The 17365-nt window shown below is 35.0% G+C and carries 18 protein-coding genes; 12 read left to right on the forward strand and 6 right to left on the reverse strand.

The genetic code is table 11. The annotated features are described in order from the left end of the window. Nucleotides 1–70 precede the first annotated feature (70 nt). The 5 genes from HRG09_RS25730 to HRG09_RS25750 all read right to left on the reverse strand — a co-directional run bounded on the left by HRG09_RS25730 (nucleotide 71) and on the right by HRG09_RS25750 (nucleotide 4552). Complete coding sequence (locus HRG09_RS25730; protein WP_174103662.1) at nucleotides 71–337, reverse strand: hypothetical protein; 267 nt, start codon at nucleotides 335–337, stop codon at nucleotides 71–73. A 140-nt stretch (nucleotides 338–477) separates the two neighbouring features. After that, nucleotides 478–909: a hypothetical protein gene (locus tag HRG09_RS25735; RefSeq protein ID WP_254610178.1), complete on the reverse strand. Its 432-nt coding sequence runs from the start codon at nucleotides 907–909 to the stop codon at nucleotides 478–480. 9 nt (nucleotides 910–918) lie between these two features. Then, nucleotides 919–2109, reverse strand: coding sequence for a ParM/StbA family protein (locus HRG09_RS25740; protein WP_174103664.1), 1191 nt, complete (start codon nucleotides 2107–2109; stop codon nucleotides 919–921). A gap of 250 nt (nucleotides 2110–2359) precedes the next feature. Beyond that, nucleotides 2360–2911, reverse strand: coding sequence for a DUF3967 domain-containing protein (locus HRG09_RS25745; RefSeq protein ID WP_174103665.1), 552 nt, complete (start codon nucleotides 2909–2911; stop codon nucleotides 2360–2362). Nucleotides 2912–3580: 669 nt separating this feature from the next. After that, nucleotides 3581–4552, reverse strand: a complete 972-nt coding sequence (locus tag HRG09_RS25750; protein WP_174103666.1) for a Replicase RepFR55 — start codon at nucleotides 4550–4552, stop codon at nucleotides 3581–3583. A gap of 712 nt (nucleotides 4553–5264) precedes the next feature. On the opposite strand from HRG09_RS25750, the gene HRG09_RS25755 reads away from it, so the two are divergent. Beyond that, nucleotides 5265–6395 carry an AimR family lysis-lysogeny pheromone receptor gene (locus tag HRG09_RS25755; RefSeq protein ID WP_174103678.1) on the forward strand — a complete coding sequence of 377 codons (1131 nt, stop codon included), beginning with the start codon at nucleotides 5265–5267 and terminating at the stop codon, nucleotides 6393–6395. Next, nucleotides 6388–6534, forward strand: coding sequence for a hypothetical protein (locus HRG09_RS25760; RefSeq protein ID WP_174103667.1), 147 nt, complete (start codon nucleotides 6388–6390; stop codon nucleotides 6532–6534). Before HRG09_RS25755 ends, HRG09_RS25760 begins: the two co-directional genes overlap by 8 nt. A gap of 251 nt (nucleotides 6535–6785) precedes the next feature. On the opposite strand, the gene HRG09_RS25765 is transcribed toward HRG09_RS25760, so the two are convergent. Further along, complete coding sequence (locus tag HRG09_RS25765) at nucleotides 6786–7178, reverse strand: helix-turn-helix domain-containing protein (RefSeq protein ID WP_174103668.1); 393 nt, start codon at nucleotides 7176–7178, stop codon at nucleotides 6786–6788. A 146-nt stretch (nucleotides 7179–7324) separates the two neighbouring features. On the opposite strand from HRG09_RS25765, the gene HRG09_RS25770 reads away from it, so the two are divergent. The 10 genes from HRG09_RS25770 to HRG09_RS25815 form a co-directional block, all read left to right on the forward strand. After that, the gene (locus HRG09_RS25770; RefSeq protein ID WP_174103669.1) at nucleotides 7325–7534 is read left to right on the forward strand and encodes a helix-turn-helix transcriptional regulator; all 210 of its coding nucleotides are present in this window, start codon (nucleotides 7325–7327) and stop codon (nucleotides 7532–7534) included. Nucleotides 7535–7685: 151 nt separating this feature from the next. Further along, entirely contained in the window at nucleotides 7686–9941 is a 2256-nt protein-coding gene (locus tag HRG09_RS25775) for a SpaA isopeptide-forming pilin-related protein (RefSeq protein ID WP_174103670.1), read from the forward strand. A 26-nt stretch (nucleotides 9942–9967) separates the two neighbouring features. Beyond that, on the forward strand, nucleotides 9968–10543 hold the full coding sequence (locus tag HRG09_RS25780) for a type IV secretory system conjugative DNA transfer family protein (protein ID WP_174103671.1): 576 nt from the start codon (nucleotides 9968–9970) through the stop codon (nucleotides 10541–10543). 125 nt (nucleotides 10544–10668) lie between these two features. Beyond that, on the forward strand, nucleotides 10669–10917 hold the full coding sequence (locus tag HRG09_RS25785; RefSeq protein WP_174103672.1) for a hypothetical protein: 249 nt from the start codon (nucleotides 10669–10671) through the stop codon (nucleotides 10915–10917). A gap of 583 nt (nucleotides 10918–11500) precedes the next feature. Next, nucleotides 11501–11950, forward strand: a complete 450-nt coding sequence (locus HRG09_RS25790; protein ID WP_174103673.1) for a hypothetical protein — start codon at nucleotides 11501–11503, stop codon at nucleotides 11948–11950. A 25-nt stretch (nucleotides 11951–11975) separates the two neighbouring features. Beyond that, nucleotides 11976–12215, forward strand: coding sequence for a hypothetical protein (locus tag HRG09_RS25795; protein ID WP_098337361.1), 240 nt, complete (start codon nucleotides 11976–11978; stop codon nucleotides 12213–12215). 25 nt (nucleotides 12216–12240) lie between these two features. Further along, the gene (locus HRG09_RS25800) at nucleotides 12241–12534 is read left to right on the forward strand and encodes a hypothetical protein (protein ID WP_174103674.1); all 294 of its coding nucleotides are present in this window, start codon (nucleotides 12241–12243) and stop codon (nucleotides 12532–12534) included. 100 nt (nucleotides 12535–12634) lie between these two features. Then, nucleotides 12635–13720 (forward strand): hypothetical protein, encoded by a 1086-nt coding sequence (locus HRG09_RS25805; protein ID WP_174103675.1) that lies wholly within the window; start codon nucleotides 12635–12637, stop codon nucleotides 13718–13720. 16 nt (nucleotides 13721–13736) lie between these two features. Beyond that, entirely contained in the window at nucleotides 13737–15200 is a 1464-nt protein-coding gene (locus tag HRG09_RS25810) for a hypothetical protein (RefSeq protein WP_174103676.1), read from the forward strand. A gap of 68 nt (nucleotides 15201–15268) precedes the next feature. Beyond that, on the forward strand, nucleotides 15269–17365 hold a 2097-nt coding region (locus HRG09_RS25815; RefSeq protein ID WP_174103677.1), incomplete at its 3' end, for a VirD4-like conjugal transfer protein, CD1115 family.

A 17365-nucleotide genomic window follows, 5' to 3' on the forward strand; every position in this document is an offset into this window, starting at 1 on the left:
GATTGATTAAAATGGTTTCTTCTTTAGCAGATTTTAAACCGGTTTTTCAATCGTTATCACCCTTTGTATACTAACCGAAGATATATGCTGCAAATCCAATAGCAGCTATAACACTTCCAATAATAAAAAGTAAACTAATAATCCCAAATAATAAGTAAGCTAGATAATAAAAGCCTATTGCCACAAATACTACGATCAATAAGATCCCCAATACTTGTAAAAGAAATGTTTTTAATAAATATAATATACTTAAAATTACTCCGAATACTATTGTAAAATATCCAAGTAATTTTAAAATTTTCAACCATCTTCTTCTATTAGCCACTGAAATGCTCATCCATAATCACCTCTTTTTATTATCTTTATAAAAAATATAAAAAGGAGTGCCTTCTTTAAAAAGTAAGCACTCCATCATGTTATTATTTATCTTGTTGTCTTTTGCTTCTTCCCATACAAATACTATATTGTAAATTATCCTTAAAGCCATTTATTTATATCCATATTTCTTTTTATAGGTTTATTTACTGTCTCTTCTTCAATCTTTTCTTCCGATTTTTCAATATCATCATTCGTTTTATTTTCTTCTTTAGCGACTTTATTTGATATTTCGTTTTCTTTAATTGAACTACCTTCTTCTTGTTTTCTGTATGTTAAAGGCGCTAGGGAAGATACACCTCTTGGTATATCTCCTTGTAGCATCCCTTTTGCACTAAGAAGGTCTTTTGCCATTCCCAGCTTGACTTCTTCACTATCAACGCTTTGTGTTCCATACAATGAGATAAAATGTTCTAAAACCTTTCTTGTTGCTTCGTTTGGGTTTTCCTGAGCATCTATCCAAACGAATAATTCCGGGCATCTTTGACGCATCTTTTCTGATAATGGAATTTGAATCGCTTTTGGTTTTGCCATCATAATCACCTAGTTTACTTGTTCTGTTTGAAGTGCAATTGAGCTGAATACGGTCATACCTTTTACATTCATTTCTGTAGCATTTTTAGGATTGATCCATAATATTTTAATCTTTTTGGAATCACAAATTTCTTTTAGCTCTTCAAAAAGATTCTCTTTTAACTGAATACTTCCACCACCATAGACCACAACCACGTCTACATCATATTTTAAATCTTGTAATTTAGTTTCTGCTGTATCTAACACTTCATCAGCTAAATTAAACTTTGCTCTTGCTAGAAATTTCTTAGCATCTTCATAATATTTAGGATGCTCTTCTTTTAGATACCCAGCAAACTCTTGTCTTTCTACAGAGAATCCCCATTCATCTTCAAAGTCTTTTTTAGCACGTTCAATCGCATGACCTATACCATGTCTTTCTCCAGAAGAGTGGTCATTATCATAGTCATATCCTTTAGTAACTACATATTCTGTAGTTCCGTCGCCTATATCTATATGAAGAAGACGCTTTTCACTGAAATATTCACCTGTTATCTCCTTCATATCATACATTTCTTTAAATTCATCAAATAAGTCGTCATTTCTATAGTTACCTTTTCCATCTTCAATCAGTGCAAATAGTGCAACCGTTCCTTCTTGTACAACGATAACCTTTTCAAATTTTAAAGTTACGTAAATTCTTACATCACCAACAGTAACTGTTACGTGATGACTACTATTTGTAAATCTTTCAGATAGTTCTTTTGCTTTTTCTTTATTCCATTCTGATGCAGGTAGAGCTGTGACCATTGAAATATTAGCTTCAATATTTGCTCCCTCTTCCAAAGAACCCTCATTTTTAAACATATCTTGAACTGCACGACAAGCAATTGCACTAACTGTGGTCATAATTGTAGTATCTTGTTTATGCTTTCCACGATTTGATCTAATGTTCAGGTTCTGAAGATCTGCACCTGATCGAATCGCACGTTCACCGACGAAGACTCTTTGAGCTACTTGACCTTTTAATGCTGATGAATTTACAGTTACATCCATATTGTGAAATAAACCATATACTAATTCCTCAATTTTCTTTTCCATTGGTACTGGTTCTTTGTAAACATAACTATATGTATTTGGGAATTTCAACATTTCTCCGTTAATTGTAATCTTTTTCTCTGAATTCCCGTTATCATCTTCTACAAAGTAATTTATTTTCATTTATATTACCCCTTTCTAATTGAAAAGAATTTATTTTAATTAATTTTGAATTATATTAACTATATTTTATCGTAAATCATTATTGAACGCAATAAAACAAATAAATATAAATTATTTTAAATTAAAATAATTTATATTTATTTAAAAATGATTTGTCATTTAGAATCAAAGGATGGCCTTATCGTTAATTATAAATTAAAATAAATTATAATTATTTATTTTAATTTATTTTAAACTAAAATAAATATCGTTATTTCCAGAATTTCCACCATTTTTTTTCTTCTTTATTTTGTGATGCTGCAATAAGCCTTTTTGTTTCTTGAATTTCTCTAACATGCGTTAATAGTAACGAATCACGTTCATCATATCTGTTCTCCATGCGTTCTAAGCGTTCTGCATTCATTATTTCTAAGCGTTCGAGTTGTTGGATTTTTTCTTTCAGTAATATTTGCTCTTGTAGTAATTTTTCTATAAACTCTTGATTAATAATTATTGTGTTCTCAGGAAGAACGCTAGGCGTTCTACTATTTTTTTCAGGAATTTTGTCTTCTTCATTCTCAACAAACGGAACAGATAAAACAACCTTCACAGCACTTTCAATGCTCATCCCAGCTTCTTGAATCAGCTTTTTCATCTGTTCTAGTACTTGAATATCTTTTTGAACAAAAGCACGACTATTTTTTGCCCCTTTAACAAAAGAGTAGTTTTCTTGCTCCAAGGCAATACACCACTTTCTAAGTGTGCTGGTTCCTATTTCTAAGCGTTCTGCAACTTCCTTCGTCCAAAATGAGCGTTCTTGCAACTGTTCTACCTCCTTAGTTTTTATATAGAACGCTTCCACATTATTTGTTAAAACTCCTACACTTTATATTTATTTTTTAAATGAAAAAATTCCCCATGCCTCGTTATATATTTCCATATAAAATATCAAGCTACTTAATTTCTACAAATATTGATAAGAATAAAATATTCAATTTATAATATAGTCATTAATAGTGTAGTTGTTTAGGGAATCCTTGTGCCTATTTCAAGTGCTTATATAAGTATTAGACAAGGTATGTAGGTTTTCCCTAAAAAGAGACAGAACGCCCGTTTAAATTTCAATCCTGATTTAAGAGCACCGTATTTATTAATTCTTGTTTTAAAAAATTAAACTCAATAAAAACATTAGAATTTATTTTTTAACCATGGCTCTTACTCTGACAAGCATTACAAGATTTTTTCTTAGTAAAATTCAAAGTTAAATTGTGAGTAAATAATAGAATTTTCAGCTTATATAGAGTGTAAATTTTATAGATAAATAGATAAGAAAAATAATAAAAAGTTGAGGTAATGAGAAGGTCTTTAGAAGATGTTTGCGTGAAAAATTGGTAATTTGAGAGGGAGATATATCAAGGCACGGCAAATAGCCTTGCTTGTATATATTTTTTTGAGCAAGACTGTAATATACATGTTTTTTAAAATTTGCAAATTAGTATTGATTTGTATTCAGTTTTTGCAGGATAAGATCAAACTTTGGATCATCAATCCAATTGTAAAAATTGAATTTAGTTCTATATTTTTCTTCACATTCAACGTTAGCGTTACGGTCTTTTCTCTGTTTAGATTTTTCAGCGAACATTTTTATAAAATGAGAGGGATTACTTATTTCAGCTTGATTATATTCAAACCATTCAACGCATTTTTCGAAATCCCATCTTTGATAACGGTCAATTTTTTTCGGCATTCTTAAGGCTATAGTATAAGCATCCTGTTCTGTTAAATATGTTACTCGTTGACTTGTTATATAGTGATATGCTTTTTTCTGATCTTCACTTAAATAATCATTTAAATTTTGCGATCTATCAGTAGTATTTTGTAAATTAGTATTTGGTTTTTCTACTTCTTCAAAATTTAAAATATCTATGCCGTTAGATGAAATATTCTTTTCCTCATGCTTTGATACAACAGACTTTTTAAAGAGTTTTCTCTCTAAAAACTTAGTGAAAGTAGAACATACATCAATTGCTACAGCCCATTTCATCTTGAAGTATTCAATAATTTTTAAGTAATTGTTATGTAGAGTTAAAATGTAAATTGATGGGGCAATTTTACCATGTCTTCGTACTTTGATTTGTTGACACACTCCCAAGTCTTGCAACCAATTAAACACGTAGTTAATAATGGGCTTTGAAATCCCAGCTTTTTTGCTGATATGATCTTGTTTTACTTGAGAATATCCTTCTTGTACCAAGTATGATAAAACGGTTTCTAAAGCTTCAAATTTTCGTGGTGTAAGGTAACCATTTGTAGTAACACCTTCACATTCTAGGACAATATTATCAATATAAGTAGTAACTTTCTTGATTGCTTGATTAATAGCCCCAGGTGTTTTGGATAAGTGTTTGATTCGGGGACTTAATTCGGCCTTTGCTCGACTGAGCAAAAAGTTTTGAAGTAACACAAAAAAACCTCCTATTTTCCCCACTAAACACATACAGAAAAAACATAGAAAAATAGAGGTTCTTATTCACATTATATGCACCTTATGGTATAATTCTAACTATAAGTGAACATTTAAAAATGTGAAATAAGACCCATACTATTCTTGGAGTTTTAAATTGGTATCTAGTTTGGCGACAGGAACCAATTTAAAACTGAGTGTAGTGGGTTTTTTTTGTTTATATATCTTTTAAAATCATTTCTCTCTAAAAAATACAATCTTTCTTTTTATATTATATTGTTATCAATATAATATCAATCCCCTTAGGTAGGTTTTGTTATCCCATGTGTGAAAATTCATACTAATTCTTTATTAAAATATAGTTAGCAGGAAGTGATTTTTTTGGCTTAAAATAACTGAATTTTCAGTAATATAATTAGAAACATTTTTATGATAGGTGGTGTATACATAACCATAAGGGCTTCATGTTAAGATAATTCTAATTATATAATTTATGAGGAAGCGATATTAAGTTTAAACATAATGACAAGATAAATCTTCGTTACTTTGACTGTATATTGATATCAAAGTGTCGATTGCCCAATTACGATAGCAATTTATTAGCTTACAAGAATATATCAGAGTGTTACACCATAATTAAGAACTTTTTTCTGTAATTAATATTGGATAATGTATCTTGTGCTTGGAAGGGGGAATTACATTGGAGAATTTAATGAAAAAGTTATTGAAGCTTAAAGAGGATAAGAATATAAGTAGTAGGAAACTTGCAAAGGAAATTGGAAGCAGTAAAACTACGATTGATAACGGGCTTCAATGTAAAACAGATGAGTTTAAATTTGAAGTTTTCTTAAAGCTAATTCAGTCCATTTGCGATAGTCCTGAAGAGCAAAGACAAATGATTCATGAATATATTCTTCTATGTAAAACTCCATTAAATGTACGGAAGGCATTATGCTATTGCCAAGCAATGGGTGAATACGATTTAATAAAAAAAATTATAGAAGAACATGCTGAGACAAAGGGATTAAAGAAGTATTTAGCTGTTTATAAGATTCAAAATAAGAGAAATCAAAATATTGCAAGAGGACAACAACTTCTTGATGAAATTTATGTAAAAGATTTTTCATCAGATCCCGATTGTCAAGCATCCTTGAATATTTTGTATATGGAAGCCATGTATGATAAGCAAAATTACAATGCTATTATTCCGCATGCTGATCGTATGGAAGCTAACTTAAAAGAGATAAAACAGGACTATATTAAGCAGTGTTTACAAATGAAATATAAAGAACGATTAGCTTATATATACTTAATGAGAAATGATCTAGAAAGGTGTCGGAATACATGTTATGAAATTTTAGATTCTGAGATGGATATTTCTATAATTAAGGCCACAGCCTGGTGTTGCTTGGGGGAAAGTTTTATATTTGAATGCCCGTATACGGCTGAAAAGTACATTAAAAGGGCGATTTCTTTATGTGAAAATATAGAAGTTCCACAAAAAACACAAAAGTATCTTGCCTTTCATACTACGCTAGCACACTTGTATATAGAAAACGGTATAAATTTAGATGAAATTAGGTTTGATCTTATTCATACATCTGAAGAAGCATTTTATGAATGTATGCATGGTGATTGGGGAAGAGGAATAAAATTATATGAGGGATTGAGAAAAGATGGAAAGGAATTCACCGCTTTTCAGCAGTATTCGTTTTCTAAAGTAAATAATGATATAATAGGATTAAAGAAATCTTTGGAATATTTCGAATTAACAGGTAATGTATTTTACTCGCAATATGTCAAGAAAGAGCTATTAAAAGAAGAGGTGAAGTCAAGTGAATAAATACTTTGTCGTTACATTATATACTGTAATGATATTGACATCGTTTTTTCAATCAGACACAAAAGAATCACAACATGCACAATCACTAGAGACAAATAAATATGTTATGAGTATGATGGTTGATCCCGGAGGCGGATGAGCCGTTTAAATGAGAAAGACGCTACTAACAAGTAGCGTCTTTCGTACTTTTTAAGAGTGGTTCACTATTTAATAACAGAAAAATTTCGTGCCAATTAAAAATATAAATAATTAACTAAAATACGGGAGGAACACAAAATGAATTTTAATCAAGAATGGTTTAATGAAATGATTGATAAGGACAATCAAATTTTAGAAACTTATCGTGAATTGTTACTTTTAATTGAAAATTTCCAAGAGGAATAGCGTGTTTTAATTGTTTTTCAATTTGTTTTTAGTTTCAATTCTATGAGTTAAATATTTAGCGTATTCAATTAATTCATTTTCTAATAGTGGTTTATCTTTATCTGGAATGCTCTTATAACTCTCATATAAATCTTTAGCTAAACGCTCTACAATAATTTTTCGATCTTCAGTTGGAAGCACTTCACTATCACCAATTTTATTATTTAGGAGTCGGTCTGTACTCGTATTAAAATAGATAGAGATTTTTTGAAGCATTTCAAAATTTGGTTCTTTTCTGTTGTTTTCCCAATTGGAAATAGTGCTACTAGCGACTCCTAGAACATCACCAAGTTCTTTCATACTTAATCCTTTAAGTGTTCTTAGGATTCTAACATTTTCTCCAAAATAATTTTGTATCATCTATTTCACTCCAATCATCTTATTTTCTTACGGGATAATATTTTTCACTTTAAGTGGAAAATATTCACCTTATGGATAAAAAACTTTCCTAAAGGGATTGACATTCTACTTTTAGGAGAATAGAATGTAATTAAGGGGGTGAGAAATTGACCGTGTTACGCTATATTAGGGAATCAAAAGGTCTTACAATTCAAGAGGTATCTGAGGCCTCTGACATACCTGTAAAAACTCTATATCATATTGAAACTGGTAAAAAGGGACTTATCGAGAAACGTGCAAAAGTTCTTGCTAATCTCTTTAATGAGCCCATTGAAAAAATCTTCTTTGCTACGTATTATCGAGCAAAGTTGGAATGAAACACTTCTTAGCATTACACAATTATACATTTATATTGTAAATCAGTAATGAAGAAAAGGTACAATTTTAATGTTATTTTTTTAAATTTAAAATCTGAAAATTCTGATTTTCGTTCTTTGAAAACTGCATAATATGAGGGAGCTGTTAGTCATGTTGAAACGATCGTATCAAACGTTACTCATTGCTATGAGTATGCTTCTAGTTGTTCTAAATTTTGTATTTCCGCTGACGAAAGCAAGTGCCGAAGTCATTAATCGTGAGAGATATGAAATGAAATGGAGTTATAGCCCCATGTACGGGAAAGAACTACGAACAGAGTTACTGAAGAATACAAATGGTCAAATTGCGTACTGTTTAACGTATGGAAAACTCAGTCCCAATGGAAACGACCTTCCGGAGATGGGGCGCACAGATAATATTGTGTACCGAGTCCTTCTAAATGGATACCCACAAAAGAGTCCGGAAGAACTGGGTGTTTCAAACTGGCAAGAGGCGCATTATGCAACGCAGATTTCTGTTTGGTCGGCACTTGGGCAAATTGACATTAATGACGTTCAGCATAAGAATGCGAATGTTGCCAAAGCTGTAAAAGCAATTATTGCTGGGGCAGATGCGAGTCAGGAAACGCAAGAACTGTACATGAATGTAACACCAACAGACAGTCAAGAAGCAAAATTAAACGGTGAGTACTTTGAGACGACAAACTATCAAGTAGAAAGCAACGCAAAGAACGGTGTATTTACAGTCCAACTAACCAATGCACCAACTGGAACAAAAGTTGTTTCAACAAACGGAGAAGAGAAACAACAGTTCAACCTAGGAGAACAATTCCGTATCCTTGTACCGAAAGCCTCTCCAAGTGGTACTTTTTCCTTGAAAGTATCTTCTAATCTTTCTAAGTTACATGCAGTAGCTTATAAGGGAAATGACAAAATACAGGATGCAACGGTCTTATTAGAAAGAACAGAGGAAAAAGTAAGCACAGATCTACAGGTACACTGGAAATCCCTTGGTGGATTAAAGGTTGTAAAAGTAGGAGAGCAAAAAGAAGTGCTACAAGGTGCTGTATTTGAAGTATTCAACAGTGCAAACGAAAAGGTAGGTACGATTACTACCAATGAGGAGGGGACAGCGAGCCTTTCTGGTTTAGAAGCTGGAAAGTATTCTTTAAAAGAAGTGAAAGCTCCTACTGGTTATGTATTAAATGACCAACCCAAAATCCTTGAAGTGAAAACTAGTGAAGTTGCAACAATCACTGTAGAAAATACAAAAATCAAAGGAAATGTGCAACTTTTAAAAGTAGATCAGGATGGTAAAAAGAAATTAGCGGGTGCCGTGTTTGTCCTTGTAGATGAAAAAGGAAATCAACTTCATGAATATACAACCGATAAAGACGGTTTAATCAAAGTTAATAACTTACCTTTTGGAAAGTATCAATTCATTGAAAAATCTTCACCAACTGGTTACATCTTGACGAAAGACCCAATTCCTTTCAATATTACTGAGAATGGAAAAACAATTGAACTAATTGCAAAAAATACACAGGCAAAAGGCTCACTTGAAATCACGAAAGTAGACGTAGCTGATGGAAACAACAAACTTCCAGGAGCGGAGTTTACAATTTACAACGAGAAAGGGGAGGAAGTAGTAAAAGGGAAAACAAACGAGCAAGGTATTGCAAAGTTTGAAAAACTCCCAGCGGGGAAATACACATATAAAGAAACATTTGCGCCAGAAGGTTATGTAGTGAATGAAGAGACTTTCTCTTTCGAAATTAAGGCGGATGGCGAGATTATTAAACATATTGTAAAGGATAAAAAAATTGAAGGCATTTTAGAAATCACGAAAGTAGACGTAGCTGATGGAAACAACAAACTTCCAGGAGCGGAGTTTACAATTTATAACGAGAAAGGGAAGGAAGTAGTAAAAGGGAAAACAAACAAGGAAGGGATTGCGAAGTTTGAAAAACTCCCAGCAGGAAAGTACACATATAAAGAAACATTTGCGCCAGAAGGTTATCTGATTAACGAAGAAACCTTCTCTTTTGAGATTAAAAAGGATGGAGAAATTATCAAGCATACAGTGAAGGATCAAAAGAAACCGACACCATCTACACCAGAGACTCCACAAACACCAGAACAGCCAGAAACACCACAACCACAGACACCAGAACAACCAAAAGTAACAGAAAAACCAGTTACACCACAACCAGAGAAACCACAACAGATTGTTACAAAACCACAACTAGAACAAACACCAAAGAAAGTAGAAAAAGTAGATGCAAATCTTCCTACAACAGGCGGTAAAGCTGAAAATCCATACATAAAATGGATTGGAATTGTATGTGTCGTACTTGGCGCAATTGGAGCTGTATTTGCAGTAAGAAACCGTAAAAAAGCTCAATAATTCAAAGTAAGAAAGGAGAGAAAGACATGCTAGGAGTCATTCAAAGGTGCTCAGGGCTTCTACAGGCAATGAAGAGTTCGAATCAAGAGGAAAAGGGTGTAGATGTAATCAAAGCTTCGCAAGAGGCGTATCAAACAGTGATAGAGGGGATAAGAAAAGCAGAACAAAAGTTTATCTTCATTTTTGATCCAACGGGTCAATTTTACGAAGATACACATCAACAGAAATTAAAACAAGGCTATCGTGTTGTAAAGTATGATTTGTTAAGCGAAACAGTTTCTTTAGATTATGAAGATTATCAAAAGGTTGTCACGTATATCAGCATAGATACAAGTAATAGCACCTATGAAGATCGAGGAGAAGCGTTATCTCATTTTCTTCATTTCCTAACAGAGAAGAAGAAAATCCGACCAATTCATCTGGTATTTTATCAACTCAATCTTTATCCTATCCCTCATATGGAGCAGTTTTTAAAAGAAAGTGCCGCCTATAATATTCGAACTTCCATCGTAGTAGAATCTCATTCCGTTTTACAGCGTATATACGGAAAACATGGAGCAAAACGAATTGCTACCTCATGTCAGACAACGGTTCTAGCATAGTCTTACCTTTCAAAAATCAAGAATTTAGGGATTTCACAGCCATTCATGATATATAGATGGCTAGAAAACTATACAAGATGAAAGGGGGGATTTTAAGTCCTTCCCCTTTTGAGGAGGCGATACACATGGGAAAAGAGCAGAGACTTGCATTCTATGATATATCGTCGTCACGTGCACAAAGTGTCAAAACATTCGATGGCAAAGTGTATCAGCTAAAAGGAGCGGTAGCGGTAGAAGATACAACAGGAAATATCGAGAGGGTTGCAGAGATTTATTACCGTGTCCGTTCAGTCATGGATGAAAAACAAAAAGTAATTGCCAAGAGAAGAAACCAGGATGATGAATTGACGACTGTGTGCCAACGACGGAAATAAGATGATTTTCGAGAAAAAAACAAGCGGTTTTGGAGTGTGCTGAGATAGGTTTATCCGATTTTGGAAAAACAAACAATTTCGTAACTATTTTTATAGTCGTTCAAAACGAAAGTTTTTCCTTATCGAAGCACAATTGCCCTTTGAAAACTTCACATGCGTGCCCCCTTTCGAAACGGTCACTAAAAAGGTTGGGTATACGATTGATTCATTGTTCGGTGTGTGCGTACGTAAAACACACCTGTGATCACGGGGAAAATACGGTGTATCCATCATCTGTAGGAGTTAGTAATCGTGAGGAATATCCCAGTATGACATTCTAAAGAAGCGATGAACACAAAAAACAGTAGATACACAAGGTTCTACGGACATGCCAAAACGTTGTGCAGTATTGGGCTTATGAAGTTCGGTCGGGATGAATGTTCATATGCATGCCAATATAGGGTTTACCATATCAGCCATAAATGGTAATTAATCATTATTTTCCCAATATTCTTGCTATAATAATAACCAGATGTGGAGAAACGATCTGAACTCTCAGTAGACTCCAAAATCGCTTGTTTAATACAAATAGGGAGGTCAAATTATGACTCGAAAATCAAAGCTCATTGCCGTTATTGTTGCATTGGTTGCAATCTTAGGGATTGGTTCCACACTGGTATTCTCAAATAGCAAGAAAGGAGAACTTGAACAGTTAAAACCATTAGAGGTTAAAAAATTCATGTCACAAGATGGTACAGGATTTGTAGTTTACTCCTTTGATAAAGAACAAAGAGATTTTTATACAAATCAAGTAAAGAAAGTTTTTGACTCTAATGGTGTAAATGGTAAAGAGTTAAATAGTTATCACCCAGAATATGACGGAACTAAAGATCAATCATACTATGGAGTAAAACAAGATCCAGATACTCTAGCATTTTATCAAAAAGGTGAATTGAAAAAACAAATCAAATTTGAAAAACACAAACCATCTGAATTAGAAAAAGAATTAGATGTGTTTGTACGTAATATGAAGGAAATGTATATGGATAAATAATTGGATAGAGAGGCGGTGTAATAAATTGTCTAATCCAACTGTTACACAACGTGATTTAAAGAAATCACGAGACTTGGTCGAAAAGTTGTTGAAGGTCAAAGGAGAAAGTTATCAAAATTGGCTCCATGCACAACATCAACAGTTCATTGAAGGAAATCAAGAATTAATATTAGAAGCACTCACTCTATTTGTAGAAGAAGAAAAAGGTTCTAGTAGGGCACCTGAACGTCCGGTGGATCTTTCTCAGTCAAGTGAAGTTGTATAACACAAATATAAGGAGAGTGTAGGATATGTTTAAATTAAACCAATTAATTCTAGGTGCCGGAGATGGCATGGCTAGTTTAGTTAAAACAGGTGAATCAGTATTAACCTGGGCACAACGTTTAGGAATCATTAGTGCGGCTATCGCATTTTGTATCGGTGGTTACTACCTGATCTGGGGTGGGGAAAGAGGAAGACACCAGAGTAAAGGATGGTTTATTGGTTCAGCAGTAGGATTAATCATTGTAATGGGTGCAAAGGGATTGGCAGAAGGGATTAATAGTAATATCAAATTTGGATCCATTTTGTTCTTTTGGATGTGAGGATACAACAAAATACGTTTGGGTAAAGAAGCTATGCAATTGTATAGCTTCTTTTTATATGCCAATGTAGAGCGTTACAAAGGGGAGGAGGATACAATTTATGCTAGAAGTCATGTTTACCAAAAGTACAATACCAGAGATTAAAAGTTTTCAGAAGATGTCGTTACAGGATGCTTGTAAGATTTCGTACCAACTCGAACAAGGGTTACAGGAGCAAGAAAGTATTGTCCATGTAGATTTTCATATTTTAGATCAAGACAATGAATTGTATGCAGGGACGTTGTCTCTAGGGGCTGGTTATGCTTCACATTTGTATGAACATGTAGAAAACAAACTGTCTGCCATGGAAATGGATGAGGAACAAGAGGAACAAAAAGAAGAACTGTTAGAACTGATGCGACAAGATATTGAAGAGTTTTTAAAGGGAATTGCTCCACCTGAAGAGGTAAAAGAACCAGAAGAAAACAACGGAACTAGAGGGAAACAACATGCTAATAAAGAGCTTCCTTTAGAAAAAGGAAACAGGAACAAAAAACATCTGTTTCAAATTATCGGGGGAGCCGTTGGTGGGATTGTAGTAGGAGCTGTAAGTGTTTTTTCCTTGTATACTGTCCCAACAAACTCAGTTGAAGCAAGAACAAATCAGCCGGATACACATTTAGTGAAAGGACTTCAACAAGCTTCTATTCAGCAATATCCAAAGGCAATTCAAGAGTTTGAGAAATTGGATTATAAAGAGCTAGATAAAGAGAGTCAAAAAGCAGTTTTATTCTCTTACTTATTAAGTGGAAAGGCAAATAAGGCCATACAGTATGAAGCGAAATTTGCGGAGAGTGTTGTAGCTTACTATATCGGTATCGACAATATGAAAAAAATAAATGAGATAAATATTAAAAATGATGTGATTGATTTTGAAAAGGCGGCACTCAATAAGAAATATGAGGATGTAATTCGATTAAAAGCCAAAGTCAATATGGATGGTAGACGTGAAAAACTTGTAGCTGAAGCTTATGTGAATCAGAAGAAATTTGATGATTGCTTTACTTTTGCAAAAACACAAGGAAACAAAACGCTAATGAAAGAGGTAAAAGAGCTACAAAAGAAAGATGTGGGGCAATCCACTCTTAGTGAAGAAGAAAAGAAAGCGAAAATCGAAAAAATTGATAAGGAATTAAGCGAGATCTAAAGGGGGAAGAAACGCGATGCCATTAAACTATCAGAAATTTTTTAGACAGATGGGAATGGTAGCTGTAGGTGGTTCGTTGTTATTGGGTAGTGCTGGTTGTAGTTGGTTTGGAAGTAAGGAAACAGCAAAAAGTAAGCCAGCTATAACCAAAAAAGCTGATAAAAATAAACCAGAAGAAAAGAAAGAAGAACTAAATAAAAAAGACTTTGAAACAATGACAGAAAGTGCGATAAATAGTCAGGATAAAGATGTGGCACACGTCTTAGACATTGATAAAAACAAAGTAACTTATAAGGATAAAACAATTGCAAGTACTCTTCAAAATGGAGATGAAACAACTTCTCGTGTTCTAGCTCTATTTGACAACGAAACTTCAGATAAAACGATTCATGATACAGCGAAGGACAATGTGGTGGCAGTTATTACAGATGGAAGTCCGCAAGTAACAGTGAAGGGGGACCAATTTGCATTTGGTGATCAAAATACAAACTTATCACTAGCAAGCATTGTAGATGTGGCTCCAACGGAGAAACCGCCAGTAGAACCACCAACAGATCCGGGAGATACGAAACCACCAGTGGAACCGCCAACGGATCCAGGGGATACGAAACCGCCGGTAGAACCGCCAACGGATCCAGGGGATACGAAACCGCCGGTAGAACCACCAACAGATCCGGGAGATACGAAACCACCAGTGGAACCGCCAACGGATCCGGGAGATACGAAACCACCAGTAGAACCACCAACGGATCCGGGAGATACAAAACCACCAGTAGAGCCACCAACGGATCCGGGAGATACGAAACCACCAGTAGAGCCACCAACAGATCCGGGAGATACGAAACCACCAGTAGAACCACCAACGGATCCGGGAGATACGAAACCACCAGTAGAACCACCAACAGATCCGGGAGATACGAAGCCACCAGTAGAACCACCAACGGATCCGGGAGATACGAAACCACCAGTAGAGCCACCAACGGATCCGGGAGATACAAAACCACCAGTGGAACCGCCAACGGATCCGGGAGATACAAAACCACCAGTGGAACCGCCAACGGATCCGGGAGATACAAAACCACCAGTGGAACCACCAACGGATCCAGGAGATACGAAGCCACCAGTAGAACCGCCAGTGGATCCACCAAAGGACGGAGGAGATAAGCCAAAACCACCAGTGGATCCACCGAAGGACGGAGGAGATAAGCCAAAACCACCAGTGGATCCACCGAAGGACGGAGGAGATAAGCCAAAACCGCCAGTGGATCCACCAAAGGACGGAGGAGATAAGCCAAAACCACCAGTAGAACTACCAACGGATCCGGGAGATACGAAACCACCAGTGGAACCGCCAAAGGATGGAGGAGATAAGCCAAAACCGCCAGTGGAACCACCAAAGGACGGAGGAGATAAGCCAAGACCGCCAGTGGATCCACCAAAGGACGGAGGAGATAAGCCAAAATCATCTGTTTTAGTTTAATAGTAAAAGGTAACAAGCTGGTTGAACTTTCAACCAGCTCTTTTATTTTCTAAAAAGGAGGGAACAATGTGCATCAAAAAGCACCATTGAAATACAAATTAGCTGAATGGAAGGTACTCATCCCAATGAGTGCTTTTTTGTTTAGTGGAATTTTTTTGATTGTAAATTTTCTAGGGAACGTCATCGTAGAAATGGTGAAGACAACATTTTCAGACTTAGTACATCCAAAGCCTTTTCATATCGGGATAGAGGATCTATATACCTTTCAACATCCGTTGTTACTTTATTTGGTATTATTCCTGATTGCGAGTGTATGTACCATGCAATTCACCTACAAGATTCGTTCGAGTTTTAAAGATTTAAATCAGAATCAAAAAGATTCTTCTCGTTTTGCAACACTTGATGAGGTGAAAAGGCAATATCGAGCAATTCCTGAAAAAACGGAACGATATGAAGGAAAAGGTGGTGTGGTCATCTCTAGGTATGATGAAATTTCGGTGAAATCCATTTTACGACAAGCGAAAAAAGTGATGGAAGCAAAAGGAATGGAAAAATGGAAAGAAATAAAGAAGTTAAAAGATAGCGCAAAGGCAGGACGTTTATTAATTGATGATGGTGCTGTTAGTAATTTAATCATCGGGACAACGAGATCTGGTAAAGGGGAAACGTATGTATTTCCAACAATTGATGCATATTCTCGTGCCGAAATCCAGCCGTCTTTAGTCGTCAACGATCCTAAGGGGGAGTTGCTAGCGGCATCGAAAAAAACGCTGGAAAAACGGGGCTTCCATATTGAAGTTTTAAATTTAATTAACCCGTTAGAGTCGATGAGCTACAATTTGCTTCAGCTTATCAAAGACGCCTACAAACAAGGGGATACAGCAACAGCTCAGACACTTTGTAATACACTATCCTTTTCTCTTTATTACAATCCAAATGTGAAAGATCCATTTTGGAATAATAGTGCAATGAGTTTATGTAATGCATTAATTTTAGCGGTTATAGATAAATGTATCCAGGAAAAGACAGAGGATAAAATTTCGATGTATGCAGTCGCAAACATGTTATCGGAGCTTGGTTCCAAAGAAATTGTAATTGATGCAAAAGGAAATACCCAAAATGCATTAGATATATATTTTGAAATGCTTCCCGCTGAGAGTGTTGCGAAGATGCAATTTGCAACTTCTAGCTTTGCAAAGGGCGGGACAACACGAGGAAGTATCTTTAGTACTACAATGAGTAAACTGTCCATCTTTACTTTTGATGGCATTGCGAAAATGACATCTCGGAATAGTATCGATTTAAAACGAGTTGGCTTTGGAAAGAGCTTGCAAGGAAAAGGGACACCAAGGGTACGTGTACAGATTATCTTCCCGGATGGATCGAAAGAAAGTATCAAAACAGATACAGTAGGGCGTTTTGAACTGAATTTCCAGCAAAACGTAAAAAAAGGTCAGCGCATTCATGTAATGGAGAGTAAAACGAAGAAGAAAACGATTGTAGAAATCCAAACAATCAACAAGGATACAGGAGAAACAACATTCAAAGTTGTCGAGAAACAAGATGGCTTACAAATTGATACCATTGTCATATTTGAAAAGCCAATAGCGGTCTTTATGATTGTTCCAGACTATGATTCTAGTAATCATGTCATTGCCTCAATCTTTATTAGACAGCTATATTTTGTGCTCTCCAAGTATGCTGGTTTAGCTCGTGGTGGTAAATGTCATAGAGAAGTAGTGTATTTGTTGGATGAATTTGGAAGTATGCCGGCGATTGATGATATGGGGAATATCGTTACAGTTTGTTTAGGGCGTAATATCCGTTTTAACCTAATCGTGCAAGCTCTTCCACAGTTAAAAATGAAATATGGAGATGCAAGTACAACCATTCAAGACAATTGCGGGAATCAAATTTATATTCAATCGGGTAATAAAGAAACTGCAAAAGAAATATCCGAAAAATTAGGGAATCAAACAATCAATTCATTATCTCGAAGTGGAAAAGGATTATCAATTGATAAGAGTAAGACGGAAGGGATAGATACAAAACCATTATTAACGCCAACGGAGTTAATGAGGTTCCAAGAAGGAGAAAGTGCAGTAATCCGCTTTATGAAGCGCCGGGATAATAAGTTTGAAAAGATAGAGCCTTTTCCTATTCTG

The organism is Bacillus sp. Xin1, from assembly GCF_013314535.1.
GTDB lineage: Bacteria > Bacillota > Bacilli > Bacillales > Bacillaceae_G > Bacillus_A.